This window comes from Flavobacterium sp., from assembly GCF_044376915.1.
Lineage (GTDB): Bacteria > Bacteroidota > Bacteroidia > Flavobacteriales > Flavobacteriaceae > Flavobacterium.
Genome location: NZ_JBILKB010000040.1, coordinates 1 through 18,606, shown reverse-complemented (window position 1 = coordinate 18,606; position 18,606 = coordinate 1). Strand labels below are relative to the sequence as shown.

Below are 18,606 nucleotides of genomic sequence, written 5' to 3'. Positions count from 1 at the left end.
TGGTTAATACACTTACATCTTCGGCTTATGATCGTCGTTTGGAACGAGAAGCCGATATGGTTAGTGTTCAATATTTACTAAAGGCTAAAATTGATCCCCGACCTTTTGCTGATTTTATGTATGAATTGTCTTTAGACAATGAGATGCATAAATATACGTACCTCCTTACTACACATCCAGAATCGGAAGACCGTGCAAAATACATGCTCAATTATTTAAAAGGGAAAAAAATTGAATCCAAATTGATTCTTTCCAAAAAAGCATTTGGAAATTTCAAACAAAAGATAAAGGCTAATTAATTAGCCTTTATCTTTTTTCTCTAATTCTGCTTGAAACTCTTCCATTACTGGTTTAACAGTACTTTCCGGAAGATCGGCAATTTTTATATACATCAATCCGTCTACCGAGTTGTTAAACAAAGGATCCACGTTAAAGGCCACTACTCTTGCATTTTGTTTGATGTATTTTTTAATCAATACCGGTAAGCGAAGACTGCCCGGTTCTACTTCGTCGATAATTTTATCAAACTTATTCAAATCGGCTTCTGTTTCGTTGAAGACAAAATCTTTATCGGCATCTTTTAGCTTTACCTTATATTCTTTTTTAGGATGCACATATTGCGCCACATACGGATCGTAGTAATGCGATTTCATGAATTCAATCATCAACGATTTTGAAAAATCAGAAAATTGATTGCTAATACTTACTCCTCCAATTAAATATTTGTGCTCTGGATAACGCAAGGTGGTGTGTACAATTCCTTTCCATAACAAAAAGAGCGGCATCGGTTTTTGTTGGTATTCTGAAATGATAAAGGCTCTTCCCATTTCAATGGATTGGCTCATCATGCCATGCAATTCGGGTTCAAAACGGAACAACTCGTGCAAGTAAAAACCTTCTATGCCGTGTTTTTTGTAAATACCATATCCCAATCCCATTCGGTAAGCACCTGCAATCATTTGGGCATCGTCGTCCCACAAAAACATGTGGTGATAGTATTGGTCGTATTTGTCTAAGTCAATGGCTTCATTGGTCCCTTCGCCGACTTCTCTAAATGTAATTTCGCGCAGACGTCCAATCTCGTGTAATATGTTTGGAATTTTTTCCGCTGTGGTTAAAAAAACTTGATAATTTTTTGACTGTAACAGTCTAAAATCGCCTTCTTTTAGTGTATTTATTTCTTCTATTATTTCTCCATGATTCGCCGGCTTTACAATTTGTTTGGGCGGTTTGGACGAAGATAATTTGGGCAAATGAATTTTGGAATCTTCCGTTTCAAATGCATTGGAAAGCATATAGGTTTTTTTTCTTAAAAACTCGCCATAAGCTTCCAAGTCTTGGTATTCATTTTGTTCGGCAATTGAGATGGCTTTTCCAATGCGTACTTTGATGACTCTGTCTTTTTGGGTGTGCAATTCACTAGGCAATTTGGCCGTTCGAAGCGTGTCGTTTATTTTCGATAAGAAATAAAACAAATTGCTATTTTTTGCATGAAAATAAATGGGAACAACCGGCACTTGGGCTTTACGAATCACTTTCAGAGCTCCTTCTTCCCAAGGCTTATCCACAACTAATTTACCGTCTTTGTAGGTGGATACTTCACCAGCTGGAAAAATACCTAAGGGTTTGCCATCACTTAAATGACGTAATGTTTCTTTGATTCCTACAACACTTGATTTAACGTCCTTATGGTTTTCAAACGGATTTACCGGCATGATAAAGGGCTTCAAAGGTGCGATGCGGTGTAGTAAAAAATTGGCAATAATTTTAAAATTGGGTTCGCGTTCTAGCATTAATTTTAACAACAAAATCCCATCAACTCCTCCCAACGGGTGGTTTGAAATGGTGATATATGCGCCCTCTTTGGGCAATCGTTTTAAATCTTCTTCTGGGATTTCAAACTTAATTTGTAAATCATCTAGAATGGCGTTTAAGAAGTCAACATCGTTCAAATGTTTGTTTCGGTCGTATAATTTATTGAGCGCCGATATTTTAAGCACTTTCATTAATACCCAGCCCGTGAAGGTTCCGAAAATTCCATATTTATCAGCGTTAATCGCTTTGGCAACTTCTTTAGCAGTAACTAACCCCATTTAATTTTGTTTTTTTGGCAAGAAACAAAGATAACAATTCTATCGAATAGATCCTCTATAGAAATTTTATTTATATTCATAAATTTGTGATATTTTTTTAACCAAAACGCAAATTTTCTTTTAAAAAATCGTTGCCGCTAATCTTTATTATTAGAAACCTTTTTATTACTTTTGGTCGAAAGCTATTTAAGTACATGAAAATCATTTCTTATAACGTCAATGGAATACGGGCTGCCATCACTAAAGGTTTTTTAGAATGGTTGCAACACGCCAATCCAGACGTTATTTGTTTGCAAGAAATCAAGGCAACTGAAGATCAAATTCCTAAAATTGAGATTGAGGCGGCAGGATATCCCTATCAGTATTATTTTCCGGCAGAAAAAAAAGGATACAGTGGTGTAGCAATTTTATCAAAAGTAGCGCCAATAAATGTTGTTTTTGGTACCGGTATTCCCCACATGGATTTTGAAGGCCGCAATTTGCGCCTCGATTTTGAAGATCTTTCAGTCATGAGTTTGTATTTGCCTTCTGGTACGAATATTGATAGACTGGAACATAAGTTTATGTACATGGATGATTTTCAAAAGTATATTACTGCGCTTACCAAAGAAATTCCGAATTTGGTTATTTGTGGCGATTACAACATTTGTCACGAGGCAATCGATATTCATGATCCGATACGCAATGCAAAATTTTCGGGCTTTTTACCCGAAGAACGCGCTTGGCTCGATGGCTTCTTAAAAAGTGGTTTTGTAGATACCTTTCGCCATTTAAACAAAGAGCCACACCAGTACAGTTGGTGGAGTTATAGGGCCAACGCTCGAAACAACAACAAAGGATGGCGTATTGATTATTGCTTGGCGGCGCAGCCCTTGAAAGATAAAATTCAACGGGCATTAATTTTACCCGAAGCCAAACATTCCGATCATTGTCCGGTTTTTGTAGAAATCAAATAGCAGTGGATAATAAGTACATTTACCCTAACACTAAAATAGTTCATTCATTAAAAAAGAATATAACATGATAAGAAAAATTGCCCTTGCCTGTGTAGTATTAAGTTTAACTACCTCTTGTGTTTCAAAAAAAATCTATCAAGATTTAGAAAATAAATATGCCGATTTAAAGAAAGAACATAATGCTTTATCGGATGAAAACGGGGCGCTAAAAACCAGTAAAAACCAATTGGAGTTAGACAAAGCCAACTTGCAAACCGAATTAGACAAAACAAAATCAGAGCGCGACCAATTGGCTTCCGATTATGCGGCAACTAAGAAAAGTTTAGATAATTTAAAAGCCTCATATGCGGCTTTAGAAAAAGACAGCAATGAAGCTTTAGAAGCCAATATCAATAAAAACCGTCAGTTATTGGCGGAATTAGAGGCAAAACAAAAAGCGTTAACTGCCGAACAAGATCGTTTGACGAAACTGAAAAAAGATTTAGAGGCTTCTTCCACGCGTTTAGCCGAATTAGAAAAAATGATTGCTGATAAAGATGCAGCCATGAAAAAACTAAAAGAAACGCTAACCAAATCGTTGAAAGCTTTTGAAGGGAAAGGCCTAACTGTTACTGAAAAAGACGGCAAAGTGTATGTGTCTATGGAAAACAAATTGTTGTTTGAATCGGGCAGTTGGACCGTAGGTGCCGAAGGAAAAAAGGCAGTAGATTTAGTAGGGAAAGTATTGGGCGATAATCCAGACATTTCAGTATTAATTGAAGGCCATACCGATAACGACAAGATCACCGGAACAATTGGCGGTGGTGTTGAAAACAACTGGGATTTATCAACCAAACGTGCTACGGCTATCGTTACAATTCTCTCAGCAAATGCTAAAGTAAAGAAAGAAAATTTAACGGCTGCAGGTCGTGGAGAGTATGCGCCTTTATTATCCAATGAAACGGCTGATGGAAAAGCAAAAAATAGACGTATCGAAATCATCTTAACTCCTAAATTGGATGAGATTTCTAAAATGTTGAATGCACTATAACATTTCATAAAAGTTGCATAAAAAAGGCTTGAGTTCAATATTCAAGCCTTTTTTTTGGAGGAAACTTTGTAACTTTGAACATTACTATTCAAATCCTGAAATGAACTATACAACGCTACCCAATACCGAACTAAAAGTCAGTAAAATCTGTTTAGGAACCATGACTTTTGGCAATCAAAATACCGAAAGTGAAGCCCATTCGCAACTTGATTTTGCGATTGAAAACGGCATTAATTTTATGGATACCGCCGAAATGTATCCCATAGGAGGCAATGCACAAATTTTTGGGAGTACCGAGCGGTTCATGGGTACTTGGATTCAAAAAATTGGCCCATCGGAGCGAGAGAAATTAGTGCTTGCTACTAAAATTGCGGGACCCAATCGCGGCATGGAATATATACGTCAGCCATTAGATTTTTCAAGAAAAAGCCTGCACGAGGCGGTGGAATTGAGCTTAAAAAACTTACAGACCGATTATATCGATTTGTATCAAATGCATTGGCCCGAACGCGTAATGAACATGTTTCAAAAGCGAGGCGTTCAGGAATTGGATCCCAAATGGCAAGACAATATCTTTGAGGTATTGACGGTCTTTGACGGATTAATTAGAGAAGGAAAAATCAAGCACATTGGAGTTTCTAATGAGAATCCGTGGGGTGTTATGAAATTTTTAATGGAAAGTGAAAAGCACGGATTGCCTAGAATTGCCACCATTCAAAATCCTTTTTCGTTATTGAATCGTTTGTATGAAGTAGGATTGTCGGAAATTGGCATGCGAGAGAAGGTTGGCTTGTTGGCTTATTCTCCATTGGGATTTGGGTATCTAACAGGGAAACATTTAGGGGGTATTATAGAAAATTCCCGATTGGATTTGTTTCGAAATTTCACACGGTATACCAATGAAAATTGTTTTAAAGCTACAACCTTATATAAAGCATTAGCCGAAGCAAATGGTTTGACTTTAACACAAATGGCTATAGCTTTTGTACATCGCCAACAATTTGTAACGTCAACAATTATTGGCGCTACAAGCATGGAGCAATTGCAAGAAAACATTCGTGCGTTTGAAACTGTTTTATCGGATGAACTAGTAGCTGAAATTGAGAAAATTCAGGAATTATTACCTAATCCGGCGCCTTAATTTATTCAACAATTATCCTTGTGTCATAATTTGTTCCGTTTGTGGTTTCTACCGAAACGAAGTAAGTCCCTTTAGACAGCGAATTTGTGTCCAATACATTTTCTATGTTTGGCGTTAATTTTCTTGAAAAAAGCAACTTTCCGGTTATGTCAAATAGTGCTATTTTGGTTGCTAAATTAGTTTCAGCACTTTTAACAATGAAGAAACCTTTAGCTGGATTAGGATAAATAGAAAACCCATTATTTTTAAAATCTGATTCATTTAAAGAGGAATCAATTATTTTATAAATGGTTCCCGAAGTAATCCCTGCAATATATAATTCCCCATTTACATCTTCGCCAAACGTCACAAAATTGTTTCCCGAAAATGAAGCAGTCGTTGTAATCACCCCAGTATTATCTACCATTCTAATTTTGTTGTCACAATAATCGGTGAAAAAATATTTGTTTTGAAAATTCGGATAGACAGAACCCGAGTAATGATAGCCGCCGGTTACTGAGCAAGCTCCTCCAAAACGCGCATATTGAACAAAAGGGAAACGCATAGTGCCGGCAGGAGCACATCCGGAGGTATTATAAGTAGAATTTCCTTCGTAACACCTCCAGCCAAAATTAATTCCGGTATTGGATAAAGGACTTACTACTTTATTTATTTCTTCAATGGCGTCTTGTCCAACATCAGCAATCCACAAATCACCGTTTAGTCTATTGAATGAAAATTTCCATGGATTTCTTAATCCTACGGCCCAAATTTCATCATTTCCGGCCACGCCTACATAGGGATTTGAACTGGGACTTGCATAAAAAGGAGCTATAGAAACATTGACATCAATTCGCAACATTTTACCTAAATTTTCATTGATATTTTGCGCTCGATTCCCAGGATCACCTCCACTTCCTCCATCACCCATTCCAATATACAAGAACCCATCACGACCAAATTTTATGGTACCACCATTATGGTTAGAGAACGGCTGCGTGATCGTCATGAGTATAGTTTCGGTGGGGTTGGCAATATTAGGATTAGCTGGATTTACAGTATATCTTGCAATAACAGTATTTCCTGCTAAATTGGTATAATTCACAAAAAAATAACCGTTAGTTGCATAGTTTGGATGAAAAGCCAATCCCAATAATCCGCGTTCACTATTGGTAGAAACCAAAGACGACAAATTTAAAAATGGTGTAGAATTAACCGTACCGTCTGCATTTAAAATTCGAATTAAACCGCCTTTTTGTACGACGAATAATCTAGAATCCCCGGCATTTGTAATTTCAACTGGACTAACAAAACCGGTTCCAAATGATTGTAAAGAAATGGTTTGAGAATATCCAAATACTGTAAATATTAATACAATAAAAAGTAGCTTTTTTTTCATAAGGTTGCATTTTGTTTATAAATGTAATTAATTTTTTTAAAACACACTTATAGTCAGTTGATTGCGGTAAAAAAAGACGAATCCCAATCCATTTATAACTTTTATATTACACTATATATGGAATGTTAGAATCGTATAATTGATTTTCGAAAAAATATGGACGTGTGGATTAAATACCTAATATTATTTTAGCAATAGTAAAATAAGTTAAAATTCCTATAATATCATTGCTGGTTGTGATAAATGGGCCTGTTGCTAATGCGGGGTCGACGCCATATTTATTTAATATGATAGGAATAAAAGTGCCAATTAATGATGCGATAATAATTACGGTAAGTAAGGCTATAGAAACAGTATATCCTACGTGAATTTCATAACCCAAAAGGAAATAACTTCCAGCCAATAAGATTATGGAAAGGATGACTCCATTCAACAAACTTAACGAAAGTTCTTTTAGCAAGCGTTCAACAATAGGTCCGATTATGGTGTTATTGGCCAAACCTTGTACAATAATCGCAGAAGATTGCACCCCTACATTTCCAGCCATCGCCGCAATAAGTGGCGTAAAGAAAAATAATTCTGGGTGTAAATTCATTATGGGTTCAAAAATACCCAAGACGTGTACCGAAATAAATCCTCCAAATAATGCTAATACTAGCCAGGGTAAACGCGCTTTTGTGAGTTCCAAAACACTATCATCTGCTTCTACATCTTGGGAGATACCCGCTGCTAACTGGTAATCTTTGTCGGCTTCTTCTTTGATTACATCAATAATATCATCAATGGTAATGCGACCTACCAAGCGGCCCAACTCATCTATTACAGGAATAGCCTCCAAGTCATATTTTTGCATGATTCGGGCGACTTCTATGTCTTTAGTATCTACTTTTACGTAGTCTACTTTTTTGATGTATACTTCGCTAATAGGGGTTTTGGTTGAGGTTGTCAATAGATCTTTTAAAGATAAACGTCCTTTTAATCGTTCTTCGTCATCAATTACATAGATTGAATGTACTCGGGATACATTTTCGGCTTGCAATCGCATTTCTTTGACGCAGGTGAGTACGTTCCAGTTTTCATTTACTTTTACCAACTCTTTTCCCATCAAACCACCCGCCGTATCTTCATCATAGCGTAATAAATCTACAATGTCTTTGGCATGTTCAACGTCTTCAAGTTCAGAAATTACCTGTTCTTTTTTGTGTTGGGGTAATTCGGCGATGATGTCTGCCGCATCATCTGTGCTAAGTTCGTCTAACTCTTCAGCAATTTCTTTAGGCGATAAGTTATGAAGGATTTTTTCCCGAACTTCATCATCTAATTCCAATAAGATTTCGGCCGTTTTTTCCGAATCTAAGGTGTTAAAAATATAAGCCGCACCATAATCATCGAGTGCTTCCATGATTTCGGCAATATCAGCAAAGTGAATATCATCAAGGAGCAAAAGAAGCTCTTGCGCCTTGTTTTCACTAATAAGTTGTTCTATTTCAGTTAGAAACTCTCTGCTGATTTTAAACTCCATCGGCTGCTATTTTTTGAGTAATACTGATAAATTGATCCACAGTTAATTGCTCTGGACGGAGGTCAAAGATACTATCTTCTTTTAAATTATCAGAAAAATTGAATGATTTTAAACTATTACGCAGTGTTTTTCTTCGTTGTTGAAAGGCCGTTTTTACCACTCTAAAAAATAATTTTTCATCACAGGGCAGCGAATAATTTGCTTTTCTTCTTAAGCGCAACACACCCGAATCAACCTTTGGCGGCGGAATAAAGACACTAGGCGGAACGGTAAATAAATATTCAGCTTCATAAAAAGCTTGCGTAAGAACCGATAAAATGCCATAGACTTTGCTCCCTTTTTTCTCACAAATTCGTTCGGCTACTTCCTTTTGGAACATGCCTGCAAATTCTGGAATTTGGTCGCGCATTTCTAGTGTTTTAAATACAATTTGGGTCGATATATTGTAAGGAAAATTACCAATTATCGCAAAGGGTTCCTTGTTGAATACTTCATTTAAATCATATTTTAAAAAATCTTTGGCGATAATATGATTGTCTAATTTTGAAAAGTGAACACCTAAGTATTCTACCGATTCTTTGTCGATTTCAATGACAAAGGTTTCCGTAGGCTTGTCCAATAAATATTTGGTTAAAACACCCATTCCCGGACCAATTTCTAAAATTTTTGAATAGCCTTCAAGTGAAAGTGTATCTGCGATATCCTTAGCGATACTTTCGTCTTTCAAGAAATGCTGTCCTAAGTGTTTTTTTGCGCTTACTTTTTCCATTCTAATTTTCCTTTTTGTAGAATTCTTCCATTACTTCCAACTCTGTTCTAAACGCTTGCATTTTATCGCCAAATAATTGCAAGCCCTCTTGCCGTAATCTTGGGGCATGATTGTGGTAATAATCGTCCAATTTCGATTTCGAATCGGTAAAATATTGTACGGCATAAGTAGTTCCTCCCATTTCTTCTTCTACTAACACTTTTACAAGTTTTGCTTGGGTAAATAATCCCGTAGCCAAAACTTCATTTATGTGTTTGTTTTGCATCCATTTCAACCAATCAAGATGAATGCTTTCGTCTACGTTTATTGTTACGTTATAAATAATCATTATTTCTATTTAATTGTTTAACTTTTTAGTTGTTATACTAAAATAGCTTTTCTATTGTTTCTATGCTTTAAATCGAAGTATCGCCTCGCAATGCTCGGTAGTGTTTTCTGCTTTCGGTGTAGTATAAACTATCGGGATGTTCCAAAACCATTTTTTCATACAATAGTTTTGCTTTTTCGTTGTCCAGTAGGTATTTGCGGTAAACCTCTGCCGAAAAAAACAAAGCTTCATCGATATAAATCCCTTCTTTATGTTGGTCCAAGAGGATTTGATAATAGCGCAATGCAGTAGCATACTCTTTTTTATCTTCGAAGAGTCTAGCAATTTTAAACAAAGTACTTTCTTCAATACTTTCGCCTTTGTGTTTTTCTAAAATCGTTAAAAAGGACTGTAAGGCTTCTTCATTTTTCTTTTGGTACAATTGGAAATCAGCTTTGGCATATGCTTGCAAAGCCACACGCAAACTATCTTCTGCCGAATTATCTTGGATAAGCAAAAACAATTCTACAGCATCATTGGCAATTAATAAGCTGGGCGACTGCTTGAGGTTTTTTACTTGTTGTAAGGTCCATTCAAAATCTTTTTTATAGAAATTGGCTTTTGCTAATTTCAGACTGGCTTCGTGAGCCAATACATCATTTTTTAAATTTTCTTCGACTTGCGCATAATTCAAAATCGCTTGATTGAATTTTTCATCATACATCATAATGTCGCCTAATTCCATTTTTATTTTAGATTGTTCTCTCACATTTAGCGGCAACAAAAGCGCATTCTTTAGTATGGCGATGGCGCGTTCTGGTTGTTTCAAATAGAAAGCTTCAAAGTGCGCCGTTAGTAATTGTAACTCCAATGAATAGGGTGTAATGCCAAATTTTTTCAACAATTCTTGTGCCTTCAGATCGAGGGCTACATATTCGTTTGCTGCCGCCGCTTCTATAGCCATAGACAGTAAAAAGTGATGGGCTTGTATTTGTAAATCTTGATCTTGTGTGTTTTCAAGTACAAATGTGAGTATGGTTTTTGCATCTTCATGCTGTTTTTCTTCCATTGCCATTCGGGCAAGGGTTACGATGTTATAAAAACTATCGGGATTGCGCTTGTATACTGCTTTTTCTTGGACAAATGCTTTGCCATATTCTTTGTGTTGTACAAAATACCAACTCAAAAATTGGTTCCAATACGTGTCTTGCGATTGTTGCGTTTTAAGCAATAAGCCTTTTTTTATTTCTTTGGCAAAGGAGCCATCGGCATCGTCCATTAAAAAACGGCTTAACTGGTTTTGAACAAGCGGCGTGTTTTCTTGGTTTTTATAGCCATAATCGAGAAGCTTTTCCAGCATTAAGCCTAAATTTCCCAATTGCCCATGGAGTAAGGCTGTTTGGTAATCAAAATTTAAATTAGCATTTATTTTCTGACCTCTTTCATAAGCTTTTAAAGCCCATTCAAGCAATACTTTTCGTTCAAAAACACTTCCCATGGTGTAGGCATAATTTGCGTTTTTGTCAATTTCATTAAGCGCTTCTTCATATTTTCGATCTGCTTCTACTTGTTTTTTTTGCAATTGGTATACATACCCTTCGTCCACTATAAGCGTAGGATTGTTGAATTTTAGTTTTAATTCATTAATGAGTTTTAATGCTTTGTCATACTGTTGCAATTGTTGATAGCAATCTAATAATTTATCAGCGTAGACTTGCTTATTTTTTGTGTAAAGTTCTTCTAAAACAGTTATTGCTTTTTCATATTCTCCAGCCTCAATATAGTTAAAGGCAAGTTGCTCATTTTGCGCCGAAACCCAAAAAGAGGACAAGAAAACAACTATAAAAAAAACTTTTTGCTTCATTTTATAAACAAATAATGTACTAATGTAACACTTTTAAGCATCAAATTAGTACATTTTAATTATTGTATAAGGATTTAGTTGATGATATCAAATCCTGTGTATTTTCGCAATACTTCAGGAACAACGATCCCTTCAGGCGTTTGATAGTTTTCTAAAATTCCAGCCAATACTCTTGGTAATGCTAACGAACTTCCGTTTAAGGTGTGTGCCAATTGGTTTTTCCCTTCTTTGTCTTTGAATCGCAATTTCAAACGGTTGGCTTGAAACGTTTCAAAATTTGAAACCGAACTAATTTCTAACCAACGTTCTTGTGCTGTAGAATAGACTTCAAAATCATAGGTCAAAGCAGAAGCAAAGCTCATATCACCCCCACACAAACGTAGAATTCTATAAGGTAATTTCAATTCTTGAAGAATGCCTTTCACATGCTCCACCATACCGTCTAAAGCTTCATAAGATTTTTCGGGGTGTTCAATGCGAACGATTTCCACTTTATCAAATTGGTGCAAACGATTCAATCCGCGCACATGAGCGCCATACGAACCTGCTTCACGACGGAAACAAGGCGTGTAGCCTGTACAAAGCACTGGCAAATCGCTTTCGTTTAACAAGACATCTCTAAAAATATTCGTCACAGGCACTTCGGCGGTAGGAATCAAATACAAATCATCAAGTCCCACGTGGTACATTTGCCCTTCTTTATCGGGCAATTGACCGGTTCCAAAACCAGAGGCTTCATTCACTAAATGTGGCACTTGGTATTCTAAGTAGCCGGCATCGGTATTTTTATCTAAAAAATAAGTAATTAAGGCGCGTTGTAATTTAGCTCCTTTTCCTTTGTATACCGGAAAACCGGCACCTGTAATTTTTACCCCTAATTCAAAATCAATTAAATCGTATTTTTTTGCCAATTCCCAGTGCGGTAAGGCACCTTCAAATAATTTTGGGATGTCACCTTCTTCAAAAACGTTGAGGTTTTCTTCGGGCGTTTTTCCAACCGGCACGATGTCTGTGGGGAGGTTTGGTAGTTTGTATAATTCGTCTTGTAATTGATTTGCAAAACGATTCAATACTTCTGTCAATTCTTTGTCTTTTTCGCGCAGTTGCACCGATTTTTCTTTCAAAATTTCGGCTTTTGCTTTTTCTCCGCTTTTCATCAAATCGCCAATGTCTTTGGATAGCTTATTAGATTCAGATTTGATCGTGTCTAATTCTACTTGAGTTGCTCTTCTTTTTTCATCGAGAGCAATGACTTGATCAATGGCAGTTTTGGCATCTATATTTTTTTTTGCCAATTTTTGAACTACTTCTTCTTTGTTTTCTCTAATGTATGCTATTTGTAACATGGTCTATTGGATTTTAATGGTACAAATTTAAGAAATTGGATTCAGATTATGGCTAAAAAAACAAAAACCACCTGGGATAATGTATAGCCGTGAATTTCAAGGAGAAAAGTTTTTAAAAAATCAATATTTTATAATATATTCGCTACAAAATTATTAAAAAATAAGTTGTTGTTTCGCTTTTTTTGAAAACAGAAACAACATAATGCCCCACAATTTACATTCCGTCATCAAGATGAAAAAAATAAGTTTTGTTGTATTATTTTTACTAGGGTTTTTAGGATTTTCTCAATCAGATAGTTCCGATTTTGATCGTATGGTAGCAGCAGAGATGAAATCGGCTTCATCGGTTCAAAATCTTCGGGTCAATCCGAATACTTTAAATTATGATGTAACCTACCATGAATTGCGCTTTACAGTAAATCCCGATAATACGACACCTTTTATCAATGGTCAAGTAACTACAACGTTTAGAGCCTTATCCAATATGACTACTGTTACATTTGATATGGCAATGGAACTGGATGTGAGTTCTGTAACCTTAAACAACTTGGACTTGACGTTCTCCCAAAGCAATTATGAGTTAAACATTACATTGCCAACACCATTAACCACTGGAAATACGGCAACGGTTACCATAACCTATGCGGGGTCACCTCCTCAGGCCGAGGCTGCTTTCACACGAAGTACGCATGCGGGAACACCGGTTATTTATACACTTTCTGAGCCATTTGGCGCTAGAGATTGGTGGCCGTGTAAGCAGGATTTAAACGATAAAATTGACAGTTTTGACATCTACATCACCTGTCCGTCTGCTTACATTGGGGTGTCCAATGGGTTGTTGCAAAGCAGTACTACTTCTGGCGGAAATACTACACGCCATTACAGACACAATTATCCCATTCCGGCGTATTTGATTTCGCTGAATGTTACAAACTATGTAACGTATAATATTCAAGCGGGTCTTGGTACGGCACAAAATCCTTTTTTCCCAGTAAATAATTATTTGTATCCCGAAGGAAATACAACAACCGTGCAAACGGCCATCAATCAAACCGTTCCCGTAATGAACGTTCTCGAAGAAAAATTTGGATTTTATCCGTACAGAAATGAGCAATACGGACATGTTCAATTTAGTTGGGGTGGTGGTATGGAACACACGACTATGTCTTCAATGGGTGGTTGGAGTAGAAGTTTGATTGCACATGAATTAGCACACCAATGGTTTGGGAATAAAATTACCTGTGGCACTTGGCGTGACATTTGGTTGAACGAAGGTTTTGCTGAGTATTTGGCTGGATTGGTAGTAGAAAGTTTAGATGGGGCGAGCAATTTTGTTTCATGGAAAACCACGAAGATAAATAGTATTACTTCCGCCTCGAATGGGGCCCTTTATTTAACAGAAACTGAAGCATTGAATGTAAGTCGAATTTTTAGCTCGCGTATTACCTATAATAAAGGCTCAATGGTGGTTCATATGTTGCGATGGAAAATGGGGGATGCCAATTTCTTTCAAGCCCTTCGGAATTATTTGAACGATTCTAATTTGGCTTTTGGATATGCAATTACTTCCGATTTGAAAAGCCATTTGGAAGCGGTTCATGGAGCTAGTTTGAACGAATTTTTTAACGATTGGATATACATGCAAGGATATCCCACGTATACCATAACAGCACAGAATTGGGGCGCGGGGCAAGCAAAAATTACGGTTAGTCAAACGCAATCGGACCCTAGTGTAACGTATTTTGAGATGCCCTTAGAAATTCGATTGTCTGGCGCAGGAGGAGTAACACAAGATGTAGTTGTTAATCACACCACAAACGACCAACAGTTTATGGTATCGGTTCCTTTTGTGGTTACGGGTGTTACCTTTGACCCTAATAAACATATTATTTCCAAAAACAATGTGGTTACATTGGGTACCGAATCTTTTCCGTGGGAAGCCACTATTTCGGTATATCCTAATCCTGCAAACGATCAATTGCATATTATGATGCCTGCTTCGATCCAATTACAGAAAGTTGAGATATACAATACTTTAGGGCAACGGGTTGGTGAAAAAAACTCGGTTGATTTTTCGATAGCTGATTTGGCCTCGGGGGTGCATTGGTTAAAAATTAGCACTTCGGAAGGCGTAATTCATAAAAATTTTATAAAAAAGTAAGACCCCATAAAAATACACGTAAAAAGTAAGGCGAAAACCGTACTTTTGCGATTCAATTAAAAGCATAAAAATGATTCAAGTAGCACAAATAATTTTCATATTATCGGTTTTAGTAATTCTGCACGAATTTGGACATTACCTTACGGCCAAAATGTTTAAAGTACGCGTTGAAAAATTCTATTTGTTTATGGATGCAGGGTTTTCTTTGGTAAAAAAGAAAATTGGGGATACCGAATGGGGCATCGGATGGTTGCCTATCGGCGGCTATGTGAAACTATCGGGCATGATTGACGAAAGTTTAGACACCGAGCAAATGAGTGGTGAACCACAACCCTGGGAGTTTCGATCAAAACCAGCATGGCAACGTTTGATCATTATGTTGGGAGGGATTATTGTAAATATAATTTTAGCCTGGTTTATTTTCACGGTACTCTATGCAACGGTGGGACAAAAATTTATTGCTACCGAAAAAATCCAGGAAAACGGATTGGCATTTGGCGAAGTGGGTCAGAAAGCAGGATTTAGAAATGGCGACAAAATTTTAGCTGTTGATGGCAAATTTCAGCCTAGTTTCAACCGAATGACATTAGATGTACTATTAGGAGATAAAGTAACGGTTGAACGCAAGGGTTTTCAAGAGGATGTGATATTGACCGACGAAATGAAAGGCGAAATCATCAGCAAAGAAGGAAAAGAGTTTGTTGGTCCCCGTTTTTCTAACACGGTTATTGATTCGGTGGTCCCCAAATCATTGGCCGATCAAGCCGGACTAAAGAAAGGCGACAAAATCAAAGCGATAAATGGCAATGGATTTACGTTTTATGATGAATTTAAAGATTCCATTTCGAAGCATAAAAATGACAGTATTTCTTTATCAGTGGTAAGAGGTGTTGAAACAATTGAATTAAAAGCTAAAGTAGGTCCAGATGGAAAGTTAGGATTTGTCAACAAACCAATCGATAAGCTCGACTATGAAGTAAACAATCAATTGACCTTAGGACAAGCCATTCCTGCTGCCGTGAATGAATCATGGGCCTTATTGGTATACAACGTAAAACAGTTTAAATTAATCCTGCGTCCGAAAACCGAGGCGTACAAACATGTGCAAAGTCCGATTGGGATTGCGCGCCGTTTGCCCGACACTTGGGATTGGGAATTTATATGGAATTTCACTGCCTTATTTTCGATTGGATTGGCCTTCATGAACTTGTTGCCAATTCCTGGTTTAGATGGGGGGCATGCCTTATTTACGATTGCTGAAATGATTACCGGAAGAAAATTATCCGACAAAGCAATGGGTCATGTACAAACCGCAGGAATGATACTATTGTTGTCTTTGATGGCTTTGACTTTTGGAAAAGACATTTACCAGTTAATAATGGATAAACTTTTGTAATTTTTACAGCAAATAATTTGCGGTAATAAAAAATCAGTTTATATTTGCACTCGCTAAAAAGATAAACATTTTCCTCCTTAGCTCAGTTGGTTAGAGCATCTGACTGTTAATCAGAGGGTCCTTGGTTCGAGCCCAAGAGGGGGAGCAACTTTTTAGCACAATATAAACCTTTGAGGTGATTCCTCCTTAGCTCAGTTGGTTAGAGCATCTGACTGTTAATCAGAGGGTCCTTGGTTCGAGCCCAAGAGGGGGAGCAGAATGAAACCCGATACGAAAGTGTCGGGTTTTTTAATTACTAATTCTTTGTTAATAAGAAATTGTTTCGGGATTTATAGTTATAGTTTTGGATAAAATCACACATCAATACAAAATGCATAAAATTTTCTTAATCCTCGTTGTCAGTTTGTTTTATTCCAATACAAATGCTCAAAACATTCCTATGACCTTCCATAATGGTTCTTTTGCATCCATCCCCTTAGTTATTCCAGGGGTGATGAATCCTAATTTAAGTCCTAAATCGAATAGCGGTGTTGGTTTAGACGTGGGACAAAAAGTATATTTTTTCCCCAATGGCAAAAAGAAAAACAAAGAGATCCTTTTTATAGTAGCAGCAACTTGGAAAAATGATACCATTCTGCAAATCGACAAAATGATCCAAAAAAGAAAACGAGAGCTCGTTACAAAGACATCCAATGATTGATTTTATAGTTCAATAGAGTGCCTTTTTCGGATTGATGAGGGAAGAAAAACAATTAAATGACTACTCTACCCATGAAAAAACTGATGACATTTATATTTGTTCTACTTGCCTCAATTACTTATGGGCAGGATAACATAACAATTAGCTTCTCAAATGATTCTAAAGCCTTGTATCATCTGTCTCTTGTTATCTATAAACCCGATGGAAAAATTCAAACACGCGTGAGCGACCTAACTTCGGGTCAAGTAAAAGTGTATTCCTTTCCAGTTAACACAGAAATTTTTATTGCAGACCAAAAGCAAGAAGCTTTTGCCATGAAAGGCAACGACATTAAATCTACAGGGATTAAACCTTATATTGTACTTAATGAATCGGATGACAAAAAAATAATTTCGTTAAGTTTAATCCAATAGGATTGGATTTTTTATTCTTTGCTTATCGCCTCAATTTACAAGACTAGTTTACCAGTACTTTCTGACTGTATTTTCCGCCATTTGCTGAAATAGACACCAAATACACCCCCGCATTTGCAATAGGATGTATGGCAATTTCATTGGTGGTGTTTTGTAACGTAATCGATTTGTTTTCCACCAATTTTCCTTCCAGATTATAGATAGAAAGGGTAGCCTTTTCAATGGTTTCTAAGGCATTAATTTGCAAGATACCATTTTTTGCATCTTTGGTATTGAGGGTAAAATGGGCTTTGGAAAAAGCCGTTGCCGCCATGGTTGGAAAAATTAATCCGGTCCAGGAACGGGCCACACTAACCAATCCAGCTCTACCAGTTGGGGTGGTTGCCACAGTGGTATTTTGTCGAAAGGCAAGTCGATCAAGATTTCCCGATTGATCCGTGCCTGAATTCGTAGTAGCATCTGGGGTAGTCGGAACTCCATTGGCCATAACCGGATTGACATACAAGTTCAATTGATCATCGGCAGCACCTGCTAAATTTGAATATTTTAAAATTAATAGATAATCTTGATTGAAGGAATAGACATTTGTGGTATAGACGGTTGCATTTCCAGGAGCTCCCTTACTAATTCCAATAGAAAAGGTATTGCCTGATACCGTTTTGATGAAAATCCTAAAAGCTGTTGTTGTGAAACTGCCGTTATTTACTCTAAAAAAATCATTGGGATTGGTCGCTGCACTACTCACATTGATCATAAATCCTACGTAAACATCTCCTGACGTTACTGGTGTAAACAAAGTGCCACAACCATCGGTATCCGATAGTAATTGTAAGGATTTAGTTGAGGATCCATAATTGAGGTAATTGAAACCTGGCGTGAGTACTTTTGCATTTACGCACAATGCGCCTGTACAAGCCCCTGTTCCGCCATTGGAAGAATTATTGGTCCACGTGCCTTGCCCGCTTAATTGCGTGTTAACGGTATAATTATTTAAATTATCTTGAAAGATAGTTTGGGAAAATCCCATATTAAAAATAAATAGAAGTATATAAATAGCAAATTTTTTCATGGGATGTTTTTTACAAACTTACTAAATTTTTTTATTTTTGTTTTTAAATCAAATCACTATGAATAAATCATTTAACAAATTACTTTACATCGGATTTTTACTTTTAGGACTATTTCAAGCATTTTTTTCTAAAGATTATATGCAAGCTGCAGCTTCTCTCGGGATTGGTATGGCATTTGACCCATTTGATCCAGAACAAAAATGGAACGACCGCCCTAATTGGCAAAAAGCCGTTCTAATTATTCATCTTGGATTGGTAGCTGCAATGTTTGGATTTGGAATTGGGCTGAATGATAAATAATATTTTATTAAAATAATTATTTATTGTATATATTTGTTTATCAGTAAATTAAAAATATGAAAAAAATTGTAGTCTTATTATTGGCTGGATTATCGATTACCGCCTGTATGAGTGATGCGGATAAAAACGCGGCTCAATCTAAAAAAAATGTTGACTTTTA

17 protein-coding genes and 2 tRNA genes are annotated in these 18,606 nt (G+C 36.7%); 11 read left to right on the top strand and 8 right to left on the bottom strand.

Annotated features, from left to right (window positions below; translation table 11 throughout):
- A partial coding sequence (locus tag ACIQ6Z_RS05845; protein ID WP_396209995.1) for a M48 family metalloprotease occupies positions 1-299 on the top strand: 299 nt, incomplete at its 5' end.
- Here ACIQ6Z_RS05845 and ACIQ6Z_RS05840 read toward each other — a convergent pair.
- Positions 300-2,093: a GNAT family N-acyltransferase gene (locus ACIQ6Z_RS05840; RefSeq protein WP_396209994.1), complete on the bottom strand. Its 1,794-nt coding sequence runs from the start codon at positions 2,091-2,093 to the stop codon at positions 300-302.
- A 194-nt stretch (positions 2,094-2,287) separates the two neighbouring features.
- On the opposite strand from ACIQ6Z_RS05840, the gene ACIQ6Z_RS05835 reads away from it, so the two are divergent.
- The 3 genes from ACIQ6Z_RS05835 (at position 2,288) to ACIQ6Z_RS05825 (ending at position 5,220) form a co-directional block, all read left to right on the top strand.
- Complete coding sequence (locus ACIQ6Z_RS05835) at positions 2,288-3,049, top strand: exodeoxyribonuclease III (RefSeq protein WP_396209993.1); 762 nt, start codon at positions 2,288-2,290, stop codon at positions 3,047-3,049.
- Between the two features lie 64 nt (positions 3,050-3,113).
- Positions 3,114-4,079: an OmpA family protein gene (locus ACIQ6Z_RS05830; RefSeq protein WP_396209992.1), complete on the top strand. Its 966-nt coding sequence runs from the start codon at positions 3,114-3,116 to the stop codon at positions 4,077-4,079.
- Positions 4,080-4,179: 100 nt separating this feature from the next.
- The gene (locus ACIQ6Z_RS05825) at positions 4,180-5,220 is read left to right on the top strand and encodes an aldo/keto reductase (RefSeq protein WP_396209991.1); all 1,041 of its coding nucleotides are present in this window, start codon (positions 4,180-4,182) and stop codon (positions 5,218-5,220) included.
- A gap of 1 nt (position 5,221) precedes the next feature.
- On the opposite strand, the gene ACIQ6Z_RS05820 is transcribed toward ACIQ6Z_RS05825, so the two are convergent.
- The 6 genes from ACIQ6Z_RS05820 to serS all read right to left on the bottom strand — a co-directional run bounded on the left by ACIQ6Z_RS05820 (position 5,222) and on the right by serS (position 12,406).
- Positions 5,222-6,598 (bottom strand): PQQ-dependent sugar dehydrogenase, encoded by a 1,377-nt coding sequence (locus tag ACIQ6Z_RS05820; RefSeq protein WP_396209990.1) that lies wholly within the window; start codon positions 6,596-6,598, stop codon positions 5,222-5,224.
- 169 nt (positions 6,599-6,767) lie between these two features.
- Positions 6,768-8,120 (bottom strand): magnesium transporter, encoded by a 1,353-nt coding sequence (mgtE, locus tag ACIQ6Z_RS05815; protein WP_396209989.1) that lies wholly within the window; start codon positions 8,118-8,120, stop codon positions 6,768-6,770.
- Positions 8,110-8,889 (bottom strand): 16S rRNA (adenine(1518)-N(6)/adenine(1519)-N(6))-dimethyltransferase RsmA, encoded by a 780-nt coding sequence (gene rsmA / locus ACIQ6Z_RS05810; RefSeq protein WP_396209988.1) that lies wholly within the window; start codon positions 8,887-8,889, stop codon positions 8,110-8,112. The genes mgtE and rsmA overlap by 11 nt, the downstream gene beginning before the upstream one ends.
- A gap of 1 nt (position 8,890) precedes the next feature.
- Positions 8,891-9,217 (bottom strand): DUF4286 family protein, encoded by a 327-nt coding sequence (locus ACIQ6Z_RS05805; RefSeq protein ID WP_396209987.1) that lies wholly within the window; start codon positions 9,215-9,217, stop codon positions 8,891-8,893.
- Positions 9,218-9,284: 67 nt separating this feature from the next.
- Positions 9,285-11,060, bottom strand: a complete 1,776-nt coding sequence (locus ACIQ6Z_RS05800; RefSeq protein WP_396209986.1) for a tetratricopeptide repeat protein — start codon at positions 11,058-11,060, stop codon at positions 9,285-9,287.
- 74 nt (positions 11,061-11,134) lie between these two features.
- The gene (gene serS / locus ACIQ6Z_RS05795; RefSeq protein ID WP_396209985.1) at positions 11,135-12,406 is read right to left on the bottom strand and encodes a serine--tRNA ligase; all 1,272 of its coding nucleotides are present in this window, start codon (positions 12,404-12,406) and stop codon (positions 11,135-11,137) included.
- Between the two features lie 232 nt (positions 12,407-12,638).
- Between serS and ACIQ6Z_RS05790 the strand changes: the two genes are divergently transcribed.
- The 6 genes from ACIQ6Z_RS05790 (at position 12,639) to ACIQ6Z_RS05765 (ending at position 17,076) form a co-directional block, all read left to right on the top strand.
- A complete protein-coding gene (locus ACIQ6Z_RS05790) occupies positions 12,639-14,567 on the top strand; it encodes a M1 family aminopeptidase (protein WP_396209984.1) in 1,929 nt (642 codons plus the stop codon).
- Between the two features lie 70 nt (positions 14,568-14,637).
- Entirely contained in the window at positions 14,638-15,963 is a 1,326-nt protein-coding gene (rseP, locus tag ACIQ6Z_RS05785) for an RIP metalloprotease RseP (RefSeq protein ID WP_396209983.1), read from the top strand.
- Between the two features lie 71 nt (positions 15,964-16,034).
- Positions 16,035-16,108, top strand: a tRNA-Asn gene (locus tag ACIQ6Z_RS05780).
- 35 nt (positions 16,109-16,143) lie between these two features.
- A tRNA-Asn gene (locus tag ACIQ6Z_RS05775) sits at positions 16,144-16,217 on the top strand.
- A 116-nt stretch (positions 16,218-16,333) separates the two neighbouring features.
- Entirely contained in the window at positions 16,334-16,663 is a 330-nt protein-coding gene (locus ACIQ6Z_RS05770) for a hypothetical protein (RefSeq protein ID WP_396209982.1), read from the top strand.
- A gap of 71 nt (positions 16,664-16,734) precedes the next feature.
- Positions 16,735-17,076: a hypothetical protein gene (locus tag ACIQ6Z_RS05765; RefSeq protein ID WP_396209981.1), complete on the top strand. Its 342-nt coding sequence runs from the start codon at positions 16,735-16,737 to the stop codon at positions 17,074-17,076.
- A gap of 43 nt (positions 17,077-17,119) precedes the next feature.
- Here ACIQ6Z_RS05765 and ACIQ6Z_RS05760 read toward each other — a convergent pair whose 3' ends face one another.
- Positions 17,120-18,145 (bottom strand): T9SS type A sorting domain-containing protein, encoded by a 1,026-nt coding sequence (locus tag ACIQ6Z_RS05760; protein ID WP_396209980.1) that lies wholly within the window; start codon positions 18,143-18,145, stop codon positions 17,120-17,122.
- Between the two features lie 58 nt (positions 18,146-18,203).
- On the opposite strand from ACIQ6Z_RS05760, the gene ACIQ6Z_RS05755 reads away from it, so the two are divergent.
- Positions 18,204-18,446, top strand: a complete 243-nt coding sequence (locus ACIQ6Z_RS05755; protein ID WP_396209979.1) for a hypothetical protein — start codon at positions 18,204-18,206, stop codon at positions 18,444-18,446.
- Positions 18,447-18,606 lie beyond the last annotated feature (160 nt).